The following is a 19,915-nucleotide window of genomic DNA, read 5'->3' as shown; positions in this document are numbered from 1 at the left end:
TTTTCTATGCGGTGGCTGTTTTTATTGTTGCTGGTTTTAAATGGCTTCTATTACATCTGGCATCAGCAGGAGGTCCCGCTTCGCGCCAAGGATGTCACTCCGCTGAGCCTGTATCGGGGTTCGCAGCAAGACATTCATCTCTTGAGCGAGACGGCGGATGCGCTAGTCAGGCGTGAGCCGGGTAAATCGAGTGAAGGGCAAAAGAACTGCAATTACCTGGGTGGCTTCGTTCGCCCGGAGCTGGCCAGGCAATTGGAGCAGCGACTGGCTTCTTCGGGGGTTGCGGGCCGTACCGTTACGTTTAGCTCGCCAGCGTCTCCAGAGTCTGGTGGATTCTGGGTCCAGGTTCCACCGGACAGCGCGGCGAAGATGAATGAGGTGCTGCTTCAAAACCTTTCCAAAGATTTCAATGAGTTAAAACATAAAATAATGCCTTGCGAAGGGGTTGCGCCTGCTGGGTAGTTTGCATAGAATGGCGCCCGCTTCGCAGTGAAGACCTTTAACGGTCATCGGTACGAAGCGGTGTCAACGCAGCTAACCTCAGGTTTTTTATGAGAAAATGCTTGACAGGAGGCTGGCATGATATAGAATGCCGGCTCGCTTAGGAGGGGTTCCCGAGCGGCCAAAGGGATCAGACTGTAAATCTGACGTCTACGACTTCGAAGGTTCGAATCCTTCCCCCTCCACCATTTTTAGCGTGAGCTGCAAGCTCCGCGGGTATAGTTTAGTGGTAGAACCTCAGCCTTCCAAGCTGATGATGCGGGTTCGATTCCCGCTACCCGCTCCAAGTTTGCAGGTTGTGCAAAGTGTTTTGCTCTTGTAGCTCAGTTGGTAGAGCACACCCTTGGTAAGGGTGAGGTCAGCGGTTCAAATCCGCTCAAGAGCTCCATATTACAAGGCAGATATGAAAATATCTGCCTTTGTTTTAATGGCTCGTGTGAATCGCTAAATTCTTCTCCTAGGGGTGATTTCGATGGCTAAGGAAAAGTTCGAACGTAATAAGCCGCACGTCAACGTTGGTACCATCGGTCACGTCGACCACGGTAAAACCACGTTGACCGCTGCTCTGACCCGTGTCTGCTCCGAAGTTTTCGGTTCGGCCAAGGTTGACTTCGACAAGATCGACAGCGCCCCGGAAGAAAAAGCTCGCGGTATCACCATCAACACCGCTCACGTTGAATACGATTCGGCCGTGCGTCACTACGCGCACGTTGACTGCCCAGGTCACGCCGACTACGTAAAAAACATGATCACCGGTGCTGCCCAGATGGATGGTGCGATCCTGGTTTGCTCGGCCGCTGATGGTCCGATGCCGCAAACTCGTGAGCACATCCTGCTGTCCCGTCAGGTAGGCGTTCCGTACATCGTTGTCTTCCTGAACAAGGCTGACATGGTTGACGACGCTGAGCTGCTGGAACTGGTTGAGATGGAAGTGCGTGACCTGCTGAGCACTTACGATTTCCCGGGTGATGACACTCCAATCATCATCGGTTCGGCTCTGATGGCTCTGAACGGCCAAGACGACAACGAAATGGGTACCACTGCGGTCAAGAAGCTGGTTGAGACTCTGGACAGCTACATCCCAGAGCCTGAGCGCGCTATCGACAAGCCGTTCCTGATGCCAATCGAAGACGTATTCTCGATCTCTGGTCGCGGTACTGTTGTGACTGGTCGTGTTGAGCGTGGCATCGTCCGTATCCAGGAAGAAGTTGAGATCGTCGGTCTGCGCGACACTCAGAAAACTACCTGCACCGGCGTTGAGATGTTCCGCAAGCTGCTCGACGAAGGTCGTGCTGGCGAGAACTGCGGCGTGCTGCTGCGCGGCACCAAGCGTGACGACGTTGAGCGTGGCCAGGTTCTGGTCAAGCCGGGCACCGTCAAGCCGCACACCAAGTTCACCGCAGAAGTTTACGTTCTGAGCAAGGAAGAAGGCGGCCGTCATACTCCGTTCTTCAAAGGCTACCGTCCACAGTTCTACTTCCGTACAACTGACGTGACTGGTAACTGCGAGCTGCCAGAAGGCGTTGAAATGGTAATGCCAGGTGACAACATCCAGATGACTGTCACTCTGATCAAGACCATCGCGATGGAAGACGGTCTGCGTTTCGCTATCCGTGAAGGCGGTCGTACCGTCGGCGCCGGCGTCGTAGCCAAGGTCATCGAGTAAACAGTTGTAATGTCTTTTTCGGGCCGGCATAATGGTCGGCCTGATTTTGTTTTAGGTCAGTAGCTCAATTGGCAGAGCGACGGTCTCCAAAACCGTAGGTTGGGGGTTCGATTCCCTCCTGACCTGCCAGATTCACTTGGTGTGTCTGGCTTTCTTTTCACAGGATCTTCATAGATGACTCCTAAAGCTGAAGCTCAAGGCTCTCGCTTCGATCTGCTCAAGTGGCTAGTGGTAGTCGCTTTGGTGGTTGTTGGCGTTGTTGGCAATCAGTATTTTTCTGCTTCGCCGATCCTGTACCGCGTACTTGCATTGCTTGCTATTGCTGCTGTTGCTGCCTTTGTAGGCCTGCAAACAGCCAAGGGCAAGTCTTTCTTTGTACTCGCTAAGGAAGCTCGCACCGAGATTCGTAAAGTCGTATGGCCGACTCGCCAAGAAACCACGCAGACCACGTTGATCGTTGTGGCTGTTGTTCTGGTAATGGCGTTGCTGTTGTGGGGGCTTGATTCCCTGCTCGGCTGGCTTGTTTCCTTGATTGTTGGCTAAGGGTGTCCCGTGGCTAAGCGTTGGTACGTTGTGCATGCTTACTCGGGTTACGAGAAGCATGTAATGCGCTCGCTGATAGAGCGCGTAAAGCTGGCTGGCATGGAAGATGGCTTCGGCGAGATTCTGGTCCCCACTGAAGAAGTGGTGGAGATGCGTAACGGCCAGAAGCGCAAAAGTGAACGCAAGTTCTTTCCAGGCTATGTGCTGGTACAGATGGATATGAACGAAGGGACTTGGCACTTGGTCAAGGATACCCCTCGGGTGATGGGCTTCATCGGCGGAACCGCCGACAAGCCTGCGCCGATCACTGACAAAGAGGCAGAAGCAATTCTGCGTCGCGTCGCTGATGGTAGCGACAAGCCGAAGCCGAAGACGTTGTTTGAACCAGGTGAAGTTGTACGGGTCACGGATGGTCCATTCGCCGATTTCAATGGTACGGTCGAAGAAGTTAACTACGAAAAGAGCCGGATCCAAGTGGCAGTGCTCATTTTCGGTCGCTCTACTCCGGTAGAGTTGGAGTTCAGTCAGGTCGAAAAGGTCTGATTGAGCAGGCATCCCAACCCCGCAGCCCAAGGCTGTGGGGTTTTGTCGTCACTGGGATAAACGCGCAAGCAACCGGGGAGCCTTTCGAGGCGTTCGAACCCGTAATTGGAGTGCCTCATGGCCAAGAAGATTACCGCTTACATCAAGCTGCAAGTGAAGGCCGCTCAGGCTAACCCAAGCCCACCCGTTGGTCCTGCACTGGGTCAGCACGGCGTGAACATCATGGAATTCTGCAAGGCTTTCAACGCCCGTACCCAGGGTCTTGAGCCAGGTCTGCCGACTCCAGTGATCATCACTGTCTACAGCGACCGTAGCTTCACTTTCGAAACAAAAAGCACCCCTGCTTCGGTTCTGCTGAAGAAGGCTGCAGGTTTGACCAGCGGTTCCGCTCGTCCAAACACCGTTAAGGTTGGCACCGTTACCCGTGCTCAGCTGGAAGAAATCGCGAAAACCAAAAACGCGGATCTGACTGCAGCTGATATGGATGCAGCCGTGCGTACTATCGCCGGTTCTGCTCGTAGCATGGGCCTTAACGTGGAGGGTGTGTAATGGCTAAGCTGACCAAGCGTCAAAAGGCTATCGCCGGCAAAATCGAAGCAGGCAAGGCCTACAACTTTGTAGACGCCGCCGCTCTGCTGGCCGAGCTGTCGACTGTCAAGTTCAGCGAGTCGTTCGACGTTGCTGTAAACCTGGGCGTTGACCCACGTAAATCCGACCAGGTCGTTCGTAGCGCTACCGTGCTGCCACACGGCACTGGCAAGACCGTACGTGTTGCCGTGTTCACCCAGGGCCCTGCAGCTGAAGCTGCTCTGGCTGCTGGCGCTGATCGCGTAGGCATGGACGACCTGGCTGCCGAAATGAAAGGCGGCGACCTGAACTATGACGTCGTGATCGCATCCCCGGATGCCATGCGTGTTGTAGGTCAGTTGGGTCAGATCCTCGGTCCACGTGGCCTGATGCCTAACCCTAAGGTTGGTACCGTGACTCCAGACGTAGCCACCGCGGTTAAAAACGCCAAGGCTGGTCAGGTTCGTTATCGCACCGACAAAAACGGCATCATCCACACTTCCGTTGGCAAGATCGGCTTCGACGCCGTCAAGCTGAAGGAAAACGTTGAAGCCCTGATCGCTGATCTGAAGCGTATCAAGCCAGCTTCTTCGAAAGGTATCTACGTCAAGCGCGTTACCCTGAGCACCACTATGGGCCCAGGTCTGATCATTGATCAGAGCTCGCTCGACGCGTAAGACTCAGGTTGGCGCAAGCGATTGCGCCAATCACATATTGGGGTCCCTGCCTGGCGGGGGCTGTCCAAGACCGTAGGCGACGCAAGTCTTAAACCACAAGCCTACGCAGATGGTGCTCCCGGTTCCTTACCGAATCAGACACCAAAACGACATTCGGTTTCGATCGGATGAAACGGTAACAAGCAGGAGTTAAACCCGTGGCAATTAATCTCGAAGACAAGAAGGCCATCGTCGCTGAAGTCAACGAGGCTGCCAAAGTCGCTCTGTCCGCTGTCGTGGCTGATGCCCGTGGCGTAACAGTAGGCGCAATGACCGGACTCCGTAAAGAGGCCCGTGAAGCTGGCGTTTATGTACGTGTCGTACGTAACACCCTGCTCAAGCGCGCTGTTGCTGACACTGAATACAGTGTTCTCAACGACGTGTTCACCGGCCCGACCCTGATCGCGTTCTCCAAAGATCATCCAGGCGCTGCTGCCCGTTTGTTCAAGGAATTCGCCAAGGGTCAGGACAAGTTCGAGATCAAGGCAGCTGCGTTCGAGGGCAAGTTCCTCGCAGCTAATCAGATCGATGTACTGGCAACACTGCCGACCCGCGACGAAGCCATTTCGCAGTTGATGAGCGTGATTCAAGGCGCCACCAGCAAGCTGGCTCGTACTCTGGCTGCAGTTCGCGAGCAAAAAGAAGCTGCCGCGGCCTAAGGCTGAGCACTTTCTCTCGCGCTTTTTTGTTTATTTCGATGGCCGCGTAGGCCGTCCCCCAATTCAGGAAATACAGTAATGTCTATCTCCCAAGACGATATCCTCAACGCCGTAGCTGAAATGTCGGTTCTGCAGGTTGTTGAGCTGATCAAAGCTTTCGAAGAAAAATTCGGCGTTTCCGCTGCTGCTGCTTCCGCTGGTCCAGCTGCTGCTGCCGCTGTTGTTGAAGAGCAAACCGAATTCAACGTCATGCTGACCGAAGCTGGCGAGAAGAAAGTTAACGTGATCAAGGCAGTACGTGAACTGACCGGTCTGGGCCTGAAAGAAGCCAAGGCTGTAGTTGACGGCGCTCCTGCCATGGTTCTGGAAGCTGTTGCCAAAGACGCAGCTGACAAAGCCAAAGCAGTACTGGAAGAAGCAGGCGCTAAAGTCGAGCTGAAGTAAGCATCGACTTTGCGTCTCCAGCCCGAGCGTTAAGCGACAGGCTGATGGCTGGTGGCTCTTGCCACCGGCCTTTTTCCGTTATTGGCAGCCGACTGGGTCGGTGCTGATCACGCGCTGTAACCACCCGATGTGGTGGCGCAAACCAAGGGGTTTGCACGATTTTCTGGCTGCTCCCGTCGGGAGGGGCCAAACAAGCAGGTGACCAAGCTGGGGAACGCTGATGGCTTACTCATATACTGAGAAAAAACGTATCCGCAAGGACTTTAGCAAGTTGCCGGACGTCATGGATGTGCCGTACCTCCTGGCCATCCAGCTGGATTCGTATCGTGAATTCTTGCAAGCGGGAGCGACTAAAGATCAGTTCCGCGACGTGGGCCTGCATGCGGCCTTCAAATCCGTTTTCCCGATCATCAGCTACTCCGGCAATGCTGCGCTGGAGTACGTCGGTTATCGCCTGGGCGAGCCGGCATTTGATGTCAAAGAATGCGTATTGCGCGGTGTGACTTACGCCGTACCTTTGCGGGTAAAAGTGCGCCTGATCATTTTCGACAAAGAATCGTCGAACAAAGCGATCAAGGACATCAAAGAGCAAGAAGTCTACATGGGTGAAATCCCCCTGATGACTGAAAACGGTACCTTCGTAATCAACGGTACCGAGCGTGTAATCGTTTCCCAGCTGCACCGTTCTCCGGGCGTGTTCTTCGACCACGACCGTGGCAAGACGCACAGCTCCGGCAAACTGCTCTACTCCGCGCGCATCATTCCTTATCGCGGTTCGTGGCTGGACTTCGAGTTCGACCCGAAAGACTGCGTATTCGTGCGTATCGACCGTCGTCGCAAGCTGCCTGCATCGGTACTGCTGCGCGCGCTCGGCTATACCACCGAGGAAGTGCTGGACGCGTTCTACACCACCAACGTCTTCCATGTGCAGGGTGAAAACCTGAGCCTGGAGTTGGTGCCTCAGCGCCTGCGCGGTGAAATCGCCGTCCTGGATATCCAGGATGACAAGGGCAAGGTTATTGTCGAGCAAGGTCGTCGTATCACCGCTCGCCACATCAACCAGCTGGAAAAAGCCGGGATCAAAGAGCTGCAGGTGCCGATGGACTACGTCCTGGGTCGCACCACCGCCAAGGTCATCGTGCATCCGGCCACTGGCGAGATCATTGCCGAGTGCAACACCGAGCTGACCACCGAGATCCTGGCGAAAATCGCCAAGGCTCAGGTTGTTCGCATCGAGACTCTGTACACCAACGATATCGACTGCGGTCCGTTCATCTCCGATACGCTGAAGATCGACTCCACCGGCAACCAACTGGAAGCCCTGGTAGAGATCTATCGCATGATGCGTCCTGGCGAGCCACCAACCAAGGATGCCGCCGAGACCCTGTTCAACAACCTGTTCTTCAGCCCTGAGCGCTATGACCTGTCTGCGGTCGGCCGGATGAAGTTCAACCGTCGTATCGGTCGTACCGAGATCGAAGGTTCGGGCGTGCTGAACAAGGACGACATCGTTGCGGTGCTCAAGACCCTGGTCGACATCCGTAACGGCAAAGGCATCGTCGATGACATCGACCACCTGGGTAACCGTCGTGTCCGCTGCGTAGGCGAGATGGCCGAAAACCAGTTCCGTGTTGGCCTGGTGCGTGTCGAGCGCGCGGTCAAGGAACGTCTGTCGATGGCTGAAAGCGAAGGCCTGATGCCGCAAGACCTGATCAACGCCAAGCCAGTGGCTGCGGCGGTGAAGGAGTTCTTCGGTTCGAGCCAGCTGTCGCAGTTCATGGACCAGAACAACCCGCTGTCCGAGATCACCCACAAGCGTCGTGTCTCCGCACTCGGCCCAGGCGGTCTGACTCGTGAGCGTGCAGGCTTCGAAGTTCGTGACGTACACCCGACTCACTACGGTCGCGTATGCCCGATCGAAACGCCGGAAGGTCCGAACATCGGTCTGATCAACTCCCTGGCTGCCTATGCGCGCACCAACCAGTACGGTTTCCTTGAAAGCCCGTACCGTGTGGTGAAAGACGCCCTGGTTACCGACGAGATCGTATTCCTGTCCGCCATCGAAGAAGCTGATCATGTGATCGCCCAGGCTTCGGCCACGATGAACGACAAGAAAGTCCTGACCGACGAGCTGGTAGCGGTTCGTCACTTGAACGAGTTCACCGTCAAGGCGCCGGAAGACGTCACCCTGATGGACGTATCGCCCAAGCAGGTAGTTTCGGTTGCTGCGTCGCTGATCCCGTTCCTCGAGCACGACGACGCCAACCGTGCGTTGATGGGTTCGAACATGCAGCGTCAAGCTGTACCGACCCTGCGTGCCGACAAGCCGCTGGTAGGTACCGGCATGGAGCGTAACGTTGCCCGCGACTCCGGCGTTTGCGTCGTGGCTCGTCGTGGTGGCGTGATCGACTCCGTCGATGCCAGCCGTATCGTGGTTCGTGTTGCCGATGACGAAGTTGAAACTGGCGAAGCCGGTGTCGACATCTACAACCTGACCAAGTACACCCGCTCCAACCAGAACACCTGCATCAACCAGCGTCCGCTGGTGAGCAAGGGTGATCGGGTTCAGCGCAGCGACATCATGGCCGACGGCCCGTCCACCGACATGGGTGAACTGGCACTGGGTCAGAACATGCGCATCGCGTTCATGGCATGGAACGGCTTCAACTTCGAAGACTCCATCTGCCTGTCCGAGCGTGTGGTTCAGGAAGACCGCTTCACCACGATCCACATTCAGGAACTGACCTGTGTGGCCCGTGACACCAAGCTTGGCCCGGAAGAAATCACTGCGGACATCCCGAACGTGGGTGAGGCTGCACTGAACAAGCTGGACGAAGCCGGTATCGTTTACGTAGGTGCCGAAGTAGGCGCAGGCGACATCCTGGTCGGCAAGGTCACTCCGAAAGGCGAGACCCAACTGACTCCGGAAGAGAAACTGCTGCGTGCCATCTTCGGTGAAAAAGCCAGCGACGTGAAAGACACCTCCCTGCGTGTGCCTACCGGCACCAAGGGTACCGTCATCGACGTACAGGTCTTCACCCGTGACGGTGTCGAGCGTGATGCTCGTGCATTGTCCATCGAGAAGACTCAGCTCGACGAGATCCGCAAGGATCTGAACGAAGAGTTCCGTATCGTTGAAGGCGCGACTTTCGAACGTCTGCGTTCCGCTCTGGTAGGCCACAAGGCAGAAGGCGGCGCAGGCCTGAAGAAAGGTCAGGAAATCACCGACGAAGTTCTCGACGGTCTTGAGCATGGTCAGTGGTTCAAACTGCGCATGGCTGAAGACGCTCTGAACGAGCAGCTCGAGAAGGCCCAGGCCTACATCGTTGATCGCCGCCGTCTGCTGGACGACAAGTTCGAAGACAAGAAGCGCAAACTGCAGCAGGGCGATGACCTGGCTCCAGGCGTGCTGAAGATCGTCAAGGTCTACCTGGCAATCCGTCGTCGCATCCAGCCGGGCGACAAGATGGCCGGTCGTCACGGTAACAAAGGTGTGGTCTCGGTGATCATGCCGGTTGAAGACATGCCGCACGATGCCAATGGCACCCCGGTCGATGTGGTCCTCAACCCGTTGGGCGTACCTTCGCGTATGAACGTCGGTCAGATCCTCGAAACCCACCTGGGCCTTGCGGCCAAAGGTCTGGGCGAGAAGATCAACCGCATGATCGAAGAGCAGCGCAAGGTCGCGGACCTGCGTAAGTTCCTGCACGAGATCTACAACGAGATCGGCGGGCGCAACGAAGAGCTGGATACCTTCTCCGACCAGGAAATCCTGGATCTGGCGAAGAACCTGCGCGGCGGCGTTCCAATGGCTACCCCGGTGTTCGACGGTGCCAAGGAAAGCGAAATCAAGGCCATGCTGAAACTGGCAGACCTGCCGGAAAGCGGCCAGATGCAGCTGTTCGACGGCCGTACCGGCAACAAGTTCGAGCGTCCGGTTACCGTTGGCTACATGTACATGCTGAAGCTGAACCACTTGGTAGACGACAAGATGCACGCTCGTTCTACCGGTTCTTACAGCCTGGTTACCCAGCAGCCGCTGGGTGGTAAGGCGCAGTTCGGTGGTCAGCGTTTCGGGGAGATGGAGGTCTGGGCACTGGAAGCGTACGGTGCTGCTTACACTCTGCAAGAAATGCTCACAGTGAAGTCGGACGATGTGAACGGCCGGACCAAGATGTACAAGAACATCGTGGACGGCGATCACCGTATGGAGCCGGGCATGCCCGAGTCCTTCAACGTGTTGATCAAGGAAATTCGTTCCCTCGGCATCGATATCGATCTGGAAACCGAATAACACGTGACGCGAATCGAGAGCGGGGCTGTCTTGCCCGCTCTCTGCTCCGCCAGGAGGAAAGGCCTTGAAAGACCTACTGAATTTGCTGAAAAACCAGGGTCAAGTCGAAGAGTTCGACGCCATCCGTATTGGATTGGCCTCGCCTGAGATGATCCGTTCGTGGTCGTTCGGTGAAGTTAAAAAGCCGGAAACCATCAACTACCGTACGTTCAAACCCGAGCGTGACGGCCTGTTCTGCGCCAAGATCTTTGGCCCGGTAAAGGATTACGAGTGCCTGTGCGGTAAGTACAAGCGCTTGAAGCATCGCGGCGTGATCTGCGAGAAGTGCGGCGTTGAAGTTGCGCTGGCAAAAGTTCGTCGTGAGCGCATGGCGCACATCGAGCTGGCTTCGCCGGTTGCCCACATCTGGTTCCTGAAATCGCTGCCGTCCCGTATCGGCTTGCTGATGGACATGACCCTGCGTGATATCGAGCGCGTTCTCTACTTCGAGAGCTATGTCGTTATCGATCCAGGCATGACCACCCTTGAAAAAGGCCAGTTGCTCAACGACGAGCAATACTTCGAAGCGCTGGAAGAGTTCGGCGACGATTTCGATGCCCGCATGGGTGCCGAAGCTGTCCGCGAGCTGCTGCACGCTATCGACCTGGAGCACGAGATTGGTCGTCTGCGCGAAGAGATTCCGCAAACCAACTCCGAAACCAAGATCAAGAAGCTGTCCAAGCGTCTGAAGTTGATGGAAGCCTTCCAGGGTTCCGGCAACCTGCCAGAGTGGATGGTGCTGACCGTTCTGCCGGTACTGCCGCCAGACCTGCGTCCACTGGTTCCGCTTGATGGCGGTCGTTTCGCGACTTCCGACCTCAACGATCTGTATCGTCGAGTGATCAACCGTAACAACCGCTTGAAGCGCCTGCTCGATCTGTCCGCTCCGGACATCATCGTGCGCAACGAAAAGCGTATGTTGCAGGAAGCGGTCGACGCACTGCTCGACAACGGTCGCCGTGGCCGCGCTATCACCGGTTCGAACAAGCGTCCTCTGAAATCCCTGGCTGACATGATCAAGGGTAAACAAGGTCGTTTCCGCCAGAACTTGCTCGGTAAGCGTGTTGACTACTCGGGTCGTTCGGTAATTACCGTAGGTCCGACCCTGCGTCTGCACCAGTGCGGTCTGCCTAAGAAAATGGCACTGGAACTGTTCAAGCCGTTCATTTTCGGCAAGCTGGAAATGCGTGGTCTCGCTACCACCATCAAAGCCGCCAAGAAAATGGTCGAGCGCGAGCTGCCAGAAGTCTGGGACGTTCTTGCCGAAGTAATTCGCGAACACCCAGTGCTGCTCAACCGTGCACCGACCCTTCACCGTCTGGGTATCCAGGCGTTTGAACCGGTACTGATCGAAGGCAAGGCTATCCAGCTGCACCCTCTGGTCTGTGCTGCGTACAACGCCGACTTCGACGGCGACCAGATGGCCGTGCACGTACCGCTGACGCTGGAAGCCCAGCTCGAAGCGCGTGCGTTGATGATGTCGACCAACAACATCCTGTCGCCAGCCAACGGTGAGCCAATCATCGTTCCGTCGCAGGACGTTGTATTGGGTCTGTACTACATGACGCGTGAAGCGATCAACGCCAAGGGCGAAGGTCGTGTTTTCGCGGACCTGCAGGAAGTCGACCGGGTGTTCCGTGCTGGCGAAGCCGCACTGCACGCCAAGGTCAAGGTGCGGATCAACGAGACCGTTAACGATCGTGATGGTGGCAGCGTCAAGAACACTCGCATCGTCGACACCACTGTCGGCCGTGCGCTGTTGTTCCAGGTTGTTCCACCTGGCCTGTCGTTTGACGTCGTCAACCTGCCGATGAAGAAAAAGGCGATCTCCAAGCTGATCAACCAGTGCTACCGCGTGGTTGGTCTGAAAGAGACCGTGATCTTCGCTGACCAGCTGATGTACACCGGTTTTGCCTATTCGACCATCTCCGGCGTTTCCATCGGTGTTAACGACTTCGTTATCCCTGATGAAAAAGCCCGCATCATCGGTGCTGCCACCGAGGAAGTGAAAGAGATCGAGAGCCAGTACGCGTCCGGCCTGGTAACCCAGGGCGAGAAGTACAACAAGGTAATCGACCTGTGGTCGAAGGCGAACGACGAAGTATCCAAGGCGATGATGGCCAACCTCTCGAAAGAGAAGGTCATCGACCGCCACGGCAACGAAGTCGACCAGGAATCGTTCAACTCGATGTACATGATGGCCGACTCGGGCGCACGGGGTTCTGCTGCGCAGATCCGTCAGCTCGCCGGTATGCGTGGCCTGATGGCCAAGCCGGACGGCTCCATCATCGAGACGCCGATTACCGCGAACTTCCGTGAAGGTTTGAGCGTACTTCAGTACTTCATCTCCACTCACGGTGCTCGTAAGGGTCTTGCGGATACCGCGTTGAAAACCGCGAACTCCGGTTACCTGACTCGTCGTCTGGTAGACGTGGCGCAGGATCTGGTTGTGACCGAGATCGATTGCGGCACCGAACACGGCCTGGTCATGACGCCGCACATTGAAGGCGGTGACGTTGTCGAGCCGCTGGGTGAGCGCGTATTGGGTCGTGTCATTGCCCGTGACGTGTTCAAGCCGGGTACCGAGGACGTTATCGTTCCTGCGGGCACCCTGGTTGACGAGAAGTGGGTCGAGTTCATCGAGCTCAACAGCATCGACGAAGTGATCGTACGTTCGCCGATCAGCTGCGAAACCCGCTACGGCATCTGCGCCAAGTGCTACGGCCGCGATCTGGCTCGTGGTCACCAGGTGAACATCGGTGAAGCGGTCGGCGTTATTGCTGCCCAGTCCATTGGTGAGCCGGGTACCCAGCTGACCATGCGTACGTTCCACATCGGTGGTGCGGCAAGCCGGACCTCCGCGGCCGACAGCGTTCAGGTGAAGAATGGCGGTACTGTCCGTCTGCACAACCTGAAGCACGTTGAGCGTGTCGACGGTCACCTGGTGGCTGTGTCCCGTTCCGGTGAGCTGGCGATTGCCGACGACTTCGGTCGTGAGCGCGAGCGCTACAAGCTGCCGTACGGTGCGGTGATTTCGGTGAAGGAAGGCGATAAGGTCGACGCTGGCGCTATCGTGGCCAAGTGGGATCCGCACACTCACCCGATCGTTACCGAAATGAAAGGTACCGTGACCTACGTGGGCATGGAAGAAGGCATCACGATCAAGCGTCAGACTGACGAATTGACCGGTATGACCAACATTGAGGTACTCGACGCCAAAGATCGTCCAGCTGCCGGCAAGGACATCCGTCCAGCCGTGAAGATGGTCGACGACAACGGCAAGGATCTGTTGCTGCCAGGCACTGACGTAATCGCTCAGTACTTCCTGCCAGCCAACGCCTTGGTCGGTGTGGCGGACGGCGCGCGGATCGCGATCGGTGATGTTATCGCTCGTATTCCGCAAGAAACTTCGAAAACCCGCGACATCACCGGTGGTCTGCCGCGTGTTGCCGACCTGTTCGAAGCCCGTCGTCCGAAAGAAGCCTCGATTCTGGCTGAAGTCAGCGGCACCATCGCGTTCGGTAAAGAGACCAAGGGCAAGCGCCGTCTGGTCATCACCCCGAACGACGGTAGCGATCCGTACGAAGAACTGATTCCGAAGTGGCGTCACCTGAACGTCTTCGAAGGCGAACAGGTAAACCGCGGCGAAGTTATTTCCGACGGTCCGAGCGATCCACACGACATCCTGCGTCTGCTGGGTGTGAGTGCGCTGGCCAAGTACATCGTGAACGAGATCCAGGACGTTTATCGTCTGCAAGGCGTGAAGATCAACGACAAGCACATCGAGACCATCCTGCGTCAGATGCTGCGTAAAGTTGAGATCTCCGAGTCCGGCGATTCCAGCTTCATCAAGGGCGACCAGATGGAACTGACTCACGTACTGGTGGAGAACGAGCGCCTGGCGAACGAGGACAAGTTCCTTGCCAAGTTCACTCGCGTACTGCTGGGTATCACCAAGGCGTCGTTGTCCACCGAATCGTTCATCTCGGCGGCTTCCTTCCAGGAAACCACGCGGGTACTGACCGAAGCGGCGGTAACCGGCAAGCGCGACTACCTGCGCGGCCTGAAAGAAAACGTGGTCGTGGGTCGTCTGATCCCGGCCGGTACCGGTTTGGCCTACCACAGCGAGCGCAAGCGCCGCCGTGAAGCAGACAAGCCGTTGCGCGTAAGCGCCAGTGAAGTGGAAGCTGCACTGACCGAAGCACTGAACTCGAGTGGTAACTGAGTTCTGAGCTGATTGAGTGCCTGGCCCTGGTCGCCCCGTTCGGCGGATCGAGACAAATTGTCTAGATCCGGCGGGTGGGGAGGTCGGGGCCTTGCCTTGACTGGGGACAAGATCCTCTTTAGACTCTTGATCCCCTAAATTTGGCGGGAATTCGTTCCTGCCATTTTGCTTTTCTTGTAAGACAATAGCGTCGCAAGACAACAGTGGAGCTAGTAGATGGCAACTATCAACCAGCTGGTACGTCAGCCGCGTAAGCGTATCGTCGAGAAATCCGACGTGCCTGCGCTGCAGAACTGCCCGCAACGTCGTGGCGTATGCACCCGTGTGTATACCACCACGCCGAAAAAACCTAACTCGGCACTGCGTAAAGTATGCCGTGTGCGCCTGACCAACGGTTTCGAGGTTTCCTCGTACATCGGCGGTGAAGGCCACAACCTGCAAGAGCACAGCGTGGTACTGATCCGCGGCGGTCGTGTAAAAGACTTGCCAGGTGTTCGTTACCACACCGTCCGCGGTTCTTTGGATACTTCCGGCGTCAAAGGTCGTAACCAGGGTCGTTCGAAGTACGGTACCAAGCGTCCGAAGTAATCGGTCGTTTTGCAGTTTTTCATTTTTATTGAGTCGATAAGAGTAAGGTCGGGCAAGCGTGAGCTGTCCCGGGCTAACCTGAAGACCGCTTGAGGGCTTATCATGCCAAGACGTCGCGTAGCAGCCAAACGTGAGATTCTGGACGATCCGAAATACGGAAGCCAGATCCTCGCCAAGTTCATGAACCACGTTATGGAGAGCGGCAAGAAAGCCGTTGCCGAGCGTATTGTTTATGGCGCACTGGACAAAGTTAAGGAACGCAAGAACAGCGATCCCCTGGAAATCTTCGAGAAAGCTCTCGACGCCATCGCTCCGCTGGTCGAAGTGAAGTCGCGCCGTGTAGGCGGTGCTACTTACCAGGTTCCGGTCGAAGTTCGTCCTTCCCGTCGTAACGCCCTGGCAATGCGCTGGCTGGTAGACTTCGCCCGCAAGCGCGGCGAGAAGTCCATGGCTCTGCGTTTGGCTGGTGAACTGTTGGACGCTGCTGAAGGTAAAGGTGCTGCAGTTAAGAAGCGTGAAGACGTGCACCGTATGGCTGAAGCCAACAAGGCTTTCTCGCACTACCGCTTCTAATTTTAGCGTCACTCAATTTGCGAGGGCTTTATGGCTCGTACTACACCGATTAATCGCTACCGTAACATCGGTATCGTTGCTCACGTGGATGCTGGTAAGACCACCACCACCGAGCGCGTCCTTTTTTACACCGGCAAAAGTCACAAAATGGGCGAGGTGCATGACGGCGCCGCGACCACAGACTGGATGGTGCAGGAGCAGGAGCGTGGTATTACCATTACGTCTGCTGCTATCACCGCCTTCTGGAAAGGTTCCGAGAAGCAGTACCCGCACGAGCATCGCTTCAACGTTATCGATACCCCGGGCCACGTAGACTTCACCATTGAAGTTGAACGTTCCCTGCGTGTACTCGACGGCGCGGTCGTTGTGTTCTGCGGTACTTCGGGTGTTGAGCCTCAGTCGGAAACCGTATGGCGTCAGGCCAACAAATACGGCGTTCCACGTCTTGTTTACGTAAACAAGATGGACCGTGCTGGTGCCAACTTCCTGCGCGTGATCGCTCAGATCAAGCAGCGTCTGGGTCACACTCCGGTGCCGATCCAGTTGGCTATCGGTTCCGAAGACAACTTCCAGGGTCAGATCGATCTGATCAACATGCAAGCTGTCTACTGGAACGATTCCGACAAGGGCATGGTTCCTGTTCGCAAGGACATTCCTGCTGAATTGCTGGAAGAAGCCGAGAAGTGGCGCGGCAACATGGTCGAGGCTGCGGCCGAAGCCAACGAAGAGCTGATGAACAAGTACCTCGAGGGTGAAGAACTCACCAACGAGGAAATCAAGGCCGCTCTGCGTCAGCGTACTATCGCTGGTGAGATCGTTCTGGCTGTTTGTGGTTCTTCCTTCAAGAACAAGGGTGTTCCCCTGGTTCTCGACGCCGTTATCGACTTCCTGCCTGCTCCAACCGACATTCCTGCTATCAAGGGTTCCAACCCGGATAACGAGGAAGAGGAAATGGAGCGTCACGCAAGTGACGACGAGCCGTTCGCGGCTTTGGCATTCAAGATCGCTACCGACCCATTCGTGGGTACCTTGACCTTTGTTCGGGTTTACTCGGGCGTGTTGGCCTCCGGCGACGGCGTGATCAACTCGGTAAAAGGCAAGAAAGAGCGTGTGGGTCGTATGGTGCAGATGCACGCAAACGCCCGTGAAGAAATCAAGGAAGTACGCGCTGGTGACATCGCGGCCTTGATCGGCATGAAGGACGTCACCACTGGCGAAACCTTGTGCAACGCTGACAAGCCAATCATCCTGGTTCGCATGGACTTCCCGGAGCCGGTTATTTCGGTTGCCGTTGAGCCCAAGACCAAGGATGACCAGGAAAAAATGGGTATCGCTCTGGGCAAACTTGCTCAGGAAGACCCGTCTTTCCGCGTCAAGACTGATGAAGAGACTGGTCAGACGATCATCTCCGGCATGGGCGAGCTGCACCTGGACATCCTGGTTGACCGGATGCGCCGTGAGTTCAACGTCGAAGCCAACATCGGCAAGCCTCAGGTTTCCTATCGTGAGCGCATCACGAAGAACTGTGAAATCGAAGGCAAGTTCGTTCGCCAATCCGGCGGTCGTGGCCAGTTCGGTCACTGCTGGATCCGTTTTGCACCGGCTGACGAAGGTCAGGAAGGTCTGCAATTCGTGAACGAAGTCGTAGGTGGTGTTGTTCCTAAGGAATACATCCCGGCGATCCAGAAGGGTATCGAAGAGCAGATGAAGAACGGCGTTGTTGCCGGCTATCCGCTGATCGGCCTGAAGGCAACAGTGTTTGATGGTTCTTACCACGACGTCGACTCCAACGAGATGGCGTTCAAGGTGGCTGCTTCCATGGCAACAAAGCAACTGGCCCAGAAGGGCGGTGGTGAGTTGCTCGAGCCGATCATGGCAGTAGAAGTCGTTACGCCTGAAGACTACATGGGTGATGTCATGGGCGACCTTAACCGTCGTCGTGGCATGATTCTGGGTATGGAAGATACGGTTTCCGGCAAGGTTATCCGCGCCGAGGTTCCGTTGGGTGAAATGTTCGGTTACGCGACCGACGTTCGTTCCATGTCTCAGGGTCGCGCAAGCTACTCTATGGAATTCAAAAAATACAATACAGCTCCGTCGCATATCGTCGAGACTGTTACCAAAAAGCAAGGCTGATTCAGCCCTTTAGGCAAGGAGTTAATTGTCGTGGCTAAAGAAAAATTTGATCGTTCCCTACCGCACGTCAACGTTGGCACCATTGGTCACGTTGACCACGGTAAAACCACTCTGACCGCTGCTCTGACTCGCGTCTGCTCCGAAGTTTTCGGTTCGGCCGTTGTTGCTTTCGACAAAATCGACAGCGCTCCGGAAGAAAAGGCTCGTGGTATCACCATCAACACCGCGCACGTTGAGTACAACTCTTCGATTCGTCACTACGCTCACGTTGACTGCCCAGGTCACGCTGACTATGTGAAGAACATGATCACCGGTGCTGCCCAGATGGACGGCGCGATCCTGGTTTGCTCGGCCGCCGATGGTCCGATGCCACAAACCCGTGAGCACATCCTGCTGTCCCGTCAGGTAGGCGTTCCGTACATCGTTGTCTTCCTGAACAAGGCTGACATGGTTGACGACGCTGAGCTGCTGGAACTGGTTGAGATGGAAGTGCGCGATCTGCTGAGCACTTACGACTTCCCAGGTGATGACACCCCAATCATCATCGGTTCGGCTCTGATGGCTCTGAACGGTCAGGACGACAACGAAATGGGTACCACCGCTGTGAAGCGTCTGGTAGAAACTCTGGACAGCTACATCCCAGAGCCAGTTCGTGTTATCGACAAGCCGTTCCTGATGCCTATCGAAGACGTATTCTCGATCTCCGGTCGCGGTACTGTTGTGACTGGTCGTATCGAGCGCGGTATCGTCAAGGTTCAGGATCCGCTGGAAATCGTAGGTCTGCGTGACACCACCGTCACCACCTGCACCGGTGTTGAAATGTTCCGTAAGCTGCTCGACGAAGGTCGTGCTGGCGAGAACTGCGGCGTTCTGCTGCGTGGTACCAAGCGTGACGACGTTGAGCGTGGCCAGGTTCTGGTTAAGCCGGGTTCGGTCAAGCCGCACACCAAGTTCGAAGCTGAAGTGTACGTTCTGAGCAAAGAAGAAGGCGGTCGTCACACTCCGTTCTTCAAAGGCTACCGTCCACAGTTCTACTTCCGGACCACTGACGTGACCGGTAACTGCGAGCTGCCGGAAGGCGTTGAAATGGTAATGCCAGGCGACAACATCAAAATGGTTGTCACCCTGATCAAGACCATCGCAATGGAAGACGGTCTGCGTTTCGCTATCCGTGAAGGCGGTCGTACCGTCGGCGCTGGCGTCGTAGCCAAAATCATCGAGTAAGACTCTCTTGTAGAGTTGGCTCGGTGAGTTGAAAAGCCCCCGCTTAGCGGGGGCTTTTTTATTGGGTTGACACCTATCGGGGGCGTCTATAGAATTGCGCCTCCTTTTAACGGGCGTATTGCGCCCGGTGGGAATAGCAGCCGGAGTCTGAAATCCAATGCAAAATCAGCAAATCCGTATCAGGTTGAAGGCTTTTGACCATCGCCTGATCGACCAATCCACCCAGGAAATCGTGGAAACCGCGAAACGTACTGGTGCTCAAGTGCGTGGTCCAATTCCACTGCCTACCCGTAAAGAGCGGTTCACCGTTCTGGTCTCCCCGCACGTCAACAAAGACGCGCGTGACCAGTACGAGATCCGTACTCATAAGCGCGTTCTGGACATCGTCCAGCCAACGGATAAAACCGTTGATGCTCTTATGAAGCTCGATCTTGCGGCCGGTGTGGAAGTGCAGATCAGCCTCGGCTAAGACTCGGTCTTAGTCGTGTAACGCTCTGAAATGGGCGGCCATAGCGGGTGAAAGCCCCGTACACTCATGAGGTTTACAACATGACTATTGGTGTAGTCGGTCGTAAATGCGGTATGACCCGTATTTTCACCGAAGAAGGTGTCTCCATTCCGGTCACGGTCATTGAGATCGAGCCGAATCGCGTCACCCAGTTCAAAACTGAAGAGACCGATGGCTATCGTGCAGTGCAAGTCACTGTCGGCGAGCGTCGTGCTTCGCGTGTAACAGCTGCTCAAGCTGGCCACTTCGCCAAGGCGAACGTTGCCGCTGGTCGTACCGTAATGGAATTCCGCCTTGAAGAAGGTGAGTACCAGGCCGGCGATCTGATCAACGCTGAAATCTTCGCCGCTGGCCAACTGGTTGATGTAACCGGTCAGTCCAAGGGTAAAGGCTTCCAGGGTACGATCAAGCGTTGGAACTTCCGCGGGCAAGATAACACCCACGGTAACTCCGTATCCCACCGCGTTCCAGGCTCTATCGGCCAGTGCCAGACTCCTGGTCGTGTATTCAAGGGCAAAAAAATGTCCGGTCATATGGGCGCCGAGCGCGTGACCGTGCAGTCCCTCGAAGTAGTGCGCGTGGACGCTGAACGCAATCTGTTGTTGGTCAAGGGCGCTGTTCCTGGCGCTACTGGCGGCAACTTGGTTGTACGTCCAGCAGCCAAGGCTCGCGGTTAAGGGGAAGCTGAC

At 56.0% G+C, this 19,915-nt stretch carries 16 protein-coding genes and 4 tRNA genes; all 20 read left to right on the top strand.

The features are described from left to right. The first annotated feature begins 6 nt into the window (after positions 1 to 6). The 20 genes from J3P97_RS24560 to rplC all read left to right on the top strand — a co-directional run bounded on the left by J3P97_RS24560 (position 7) and on the right by rplC (position 19,903). Positions 7 to 462, top strand: a complete 456-nt coding sequence (locus J3P97_RS24560; RefSeq protein ID WP_434571469.1) for a hypothetical protein — start codon at positions 7 to 9, stop codon at positions 460 to 462. 142 nt (positions 463 to 604) lie between these two features. Continuing rightward, a tRNA-Tyr gene (locus J3P97_RS24555) sits at positions 605 to 689 on the top strand. Between the two features lie 24 nt (positions 690 to 713). Further along, positions 714 to 787, top strand: a tRNA-Gly gene (locus J3P97_RS24550). Between the two features lie 26 nt (positions 788 to 813). Continuing rightward, positions 814 to 889: transfer RNA gene (locus J3P97_RS24545), tRNA-Thr, on the top strand. Positions 890 to 973: 84 nt separating this feature from the next. Further along, positions 974 to 2,167, top strand: a complete 1,194-nt coding sequence (tuf, locus tag J3P97_RS24540) for an elongation factor Tu (protein WP_003186103.1) — start codon at positions 974 to 976, stop codon at positions 2,165 to 2,167. A 53-nt stretch (positions 2,168 to 2,220) separates the two neighbouring features. After that, a tRNA-Trp gene (locus J3P97_RS24535) sits at positions 2,221 to 2,296 on the top strand. Positions 2,297 to 2,341: 45 nt separating this feature from the next. Next, entirely contained in the window at positions 2,342 to 2,710 is a 369-nt protein-coding gene (gene secE, locus J3P97_RS24530) for a preprotein translocase subunit SecE (RefSeq protein ID WP_024776457.1), read from the top strand. 9 nt (positions 2,711 to 2,719) lie between these two features. After that, positions 2,720 to 3,253, top strand: a complete 534-nt coding sequence (gene nusG, locus J3P97_RS24525) for a transcription termination/antitermination protein NusG (protein WP_010443972.1) — start codon at positions 2,720 to 2,722, stop codon at positions 3,251 to 3,253. Positions 3,254 to 3,370: 117 nt separating this feature from the next. Then, entirely contained in the window at positions 3,371 to 3,802 is a 432-nt protein-coding gene (rplK, locus tag J3P97_RS24520) for a 50S ribosomal protein L11 (protein WP_003176435.1), read from the top strand. Next, positions 3,802 to 4,497, top strand: a complete 696-nt coding sequence (gene rplA / locus J3P97_RS24515; RefSeq protein ID WP_030138521.1) for a 50S ribosomal protein L1 — start codon at positions 3,802 to 3,804, stop codon at positions 4,495 to 4,497. The genes rplK and rplA overlap by 1 nt, the downstream gene beginning before the upstream one ends. Before the next feature lie 197 nt (positions 4,498 to 4,694). After that, a complete protein-coding gene (gene rplJ / locus J3P97_RS24510) occupies positions 4,695 to 5,195 on the top strand; it encodes a 50S ribosomal protein L10 (RefSeq protein ID WP_047230484.1) in 501 nt (166 codons plus the stop codon). A 78-nt stretch (positions 5,196 to 5,273) separates the two neighbouring features. Next, the gene (gene rplL, locus J3P97_RS24505; protein ID WP_053125869.1) at positions 5,274 to 5,639 is read left to right on the top strand and encodes a 50S ribosomal protein L7/L12; all 366 of its coding nucleotides are present in this window, start codon (positions 5,274 to 5,276) and stop codon (positions 5,637 to 5,639) included. A 220-nt stretch (positions 5,640 to 5,859) separates the two neighbouring features. Then, positions 5,860 to 9,933 (top strand): DNA-directed RNA polymerase subunit beta, encoded by a 4,074-nt coding sequence (rpoB, locus tag J3P97_RS24500; protein ID WP_434571472.1) that lies wholly within the window; start codon positions 5,860 to 5,862, stop codon positions 9,931 to 9,933. Positions 9,934 to 9,997: 64 nt separating this feature from the next. After that, on the top strand, positions 9,998 to 14,197 hold the full coding sequence (gene rpoC / locus J3P97_RS24495; RefSeq protein WP_305498443.1) for a DNA-directed RNA polymerase subunit beta': 4,200 nt from the start codon (positions 9,998 to 10,000) through the stop codon (positions 14,195 to 14,197). Between the two features lie 216 nt (positions 14,198 to 14,413). Next, a complete protein-coding gene (gene rpsL, locus J3P97_RS24490; RefSeq protein ID WP_003186084.1) occupies positions 14,414 to 14,785 on the top strand; it encodes a 30S ribosomal protein S12 in 372 nt (123 codons plus the stop codon). A gap of 102 nt (positions 14,786 to 14,887) precedes the next feature. After that, positions 14,888 to 15,358 carry a 30S ribosomal protein S7 gene (gene rpsG, locus J3P97_RS24485; protein ID WP_003186074.1) on the top strand — a complete coding sequence of 157 codons (471 nt, stop codon included), beginning with the start codon at positions 14,888 to 14,890 and terminating at the stop codon, positions 15,356 to 15,358. A 30-nt stretch (positions 15,359 to 15,388) separates the two neighbouring features. Beyond that, positions 15,389 to 17,494, top strand: a complete 2,106-nt coding sequence (gene fusA, locus J3P97_RS24480) for an elongation factor G (protein WP_053125865.1) — start codon at positions 15,389 to 15,391, stop codon at positions 17,492 to 17,494. 30 nt (positions 17,495 to 17,524) lie between these two features. Continuing rightward, positions 17,525 to 18,718, top strand: a complete 1,194-nt coding sequence (gene tuf / locus J3P97_RS24475; protein ID WP_003186071.1) for an elongation factor Tu — start codon at positions 17,525 to 17,527, stop codon at positions 18,716 to 18,718. Positions 18,719 to 18,875: 157 nt separating this feature from the next. After that, positions 18,876 to 19,187, top strand: a complete 312-nt coding sequence (gene rpsJ / locus J3P97_RS24470) for a 30S ribosomal protein S10 (protein ID WP_003186070.1) — start codon at positions 18,876 to 18,878, stop codon at positions 19,185 to 19,187. An 80-nt stretch (positions 19,188 to 19,267) separates the two neighbouring features. Continuing rightward, positions 19,268 to 19,903 (top strand): 50S ribosomal protein L3, encoded by a 636-nt coding sequence (gene rplC / locus J3P97_RS24465; protein ID WP_003186059.1) that lies wholly within the window; start codon positions 19,268 to 19,270, stop codon positions 19,901 to 19,903. Positions 19,904 to 19,915 lie beyond the last annotated feature (12 nt).

This window comes from Pseudomonas sp. R1-15, from assembly GCF_051132085.1.
Lineage (GTDB): Bacteria > Pseudomonadota > Gammaproteobacteria > Pseudomonadales > Pseudomonadaceae > Aquipseudomonas.
This window is presented reverse-complemented; position numbering and strand designations above follow the sequence as displayed.

Excerpts from the sequence above, each read along its gene's own strand:
- J3P97_RS24560 (WP_434571469.1), top strand. The coding sequence starts at position 7 with ATGCGGTGGCTGTTTTTATTGTTGCTGGTTTTAAATGGCTTCTATTAC.
- rplL (WP_053125869.1), top strand. The coding sequence starts at position 5,274 with ATGTCTATCTCCCAAGACGATATCCTCAACGCCGTAGCTGAAATGTCG.
- rpoB (WP_434571472.1), top strand. The coding sequence starts at position 5,860 with ATGGCTTACTCATATACTGAGAAAAAACGTATCCGCAAGGACTTTAGC.
- tuf (WP_003186103.1), top strand. The coding sequence starts at position 974 with ATGGCTAAGGAAAAGTTCGAACGTAATAAGCCGCACGTCAACGTTGGT.
- rpsG (WP_003186074.1), top strand. The coding sequence starts at position 14,888 with ATGCCAAGACGTCGCGTAGCAGCCAAACGTGAGATTCTGGACGATCCG.
- rpsJ (WP_003186070.1), top strand. The coding sequence starts at position 18,876 with ATGCAAAATCAGCAAATCCGTATCAGGTTGAAGGCTTTTGACCATCGC.
- rplK (WP_003176435.1), top strand. The coding sequence starts at position 3,371 with ATGGCCAAGAAGATTACCGCTTACATCAAGCTGCAAGTGAAGGCCGCT.
- rplA (WP_030138521.1), top strand. The coding sequence starts at position 3,802 with ATGGCTAAGCTGACCAAGCGTCAAAAGGCTATCGCCGGCAAAATCGAA.
- secE (WP_024776457.1), top strand. The coding sequence starts at position 2,342 with ATGACTCCTAAAGCTGAAGCTCAAGGCTCTCGCTTCGATCTGCTCAAG.
- rplC (WP_003186059.1), top strand. The coding sequence starts at position 19,268 with ATGACTATTGGTGTAGTCGGTCGTAAATGCGGTATGACCCGTATTTTC.
- fusA (WP_053125865.1), top strand. The coding sequence starts at position 15,389 with ATGGCTCGTACTACACCGATTAATCGCTACCGTAACATCGGTATCGTT.
- rpsL (WP_003186084.1), top strand. The coding sequence starts at position 14,414 with ATGGCAACTATCAACCAGCTGGTACGTCAGCCGCGTAAGCGTATCGTC.